The sequence below is a fragment of the Candidatus Hydrogenedentota bacterium genome, assembly GCA_016791475.1.
Taxonomy (GTDB): Bacteria; Hydrogenedentota; Hydrogenedentia; order Hydrogenedentales; family JAEUWI01; genus JAEUWI01.
In genome coordinates this window covers 1-902 of record JAEUWI010000127.1, presented here as the reverse complement: position 1 = coordinate 902, position 902 = coordinate 1, and the positions used below count along the sequence as shown (strand labels likewise).

General features: G+C 59.3%; 1 protein-coding gene. It reads left to right on the top strand.

Going from position 1 to position 902, the window contains the following annotated elements:
- The coding region (locus tag JNK74_28220) for an inositol oxygenase (GenBank protein ID MBL7650074.1) at window positions 1–709 on the top strand (709 nt) is incomplete at its 5' end.
- Window positions 710–902: the final 193 nt, after the last annotated feature.

The window sequence follows — 902 nt, the reverse complement described above, 5'->3', positions numbered from 1 at the left end:
GCTGAACCACATGAACCAGACGTATGACTTCGTGCGCGCGAAGAAGGCCGAGTTTCTGCAGTTCAACCGCCGCACCATGACGCCGTGGGACGCGCTGGATTACCTCAACACGCTCGTCGACGACAGCGACCCCGACATCGCCCTGCCGCAGATCGATCACCTGATCCAGACCGGCGAGGCCATGCGCGCCAACGGCGAGCCGGAGTGGATGGTGCTTACCGGCTTCATCCACGATCTCGGCAAGGTGCTCTGCCTGTTCGGTGAGCCGCAATGGGCCGTGGTGGGCGACACCTTCCCCACCGGCTGCGCCTACTCGAACAAAGTGGTGTGGAGCGAATTCTTCGCGCTCAACCCGGATATCAAACGCCCGGAGCTGCAAACCAAATACGGCATGTACGAACACGGCTGCGGGCTGGACGCCGTACAGATGAGCTGGGGCCACGACGAATACCTCTATCACATGATGAAGCCCTACCTGCCGCTCGAGGGGCTCTACATGATCCGCTATCACAGCTTCTACGCCTGGCACCGCGAGAACGAATACCAGCATCTCTGCAACGCCCAGGACGACGCCATGAAGCCCTGGGTGCAACGCTTCAACCCGTACGACCTCTACTCAAAGAACCCGAACCGTCCGAGCCTCGCTCAGGTGAAGCCTTACTACGAGGATTTGCTGGCCAAGTATTTGCCGGGGGAGTTGCGGTTTTAGGCGGACAGTGGCTGAGTGGTTGGTCAGTTCGGATACTTGTTGGTCAACGAGCAATCACGTTGTGGTCATCGCCACGCAACTGAAGATCTACAAAGCCAGACCCAAATTCCCCAGCCTCGTAGATCTCGCGATACCCGACGAGACGGTGGTGATTGCGCGAAGGGCAAGAGCGGGAGAAACAGCTCCCCGATAC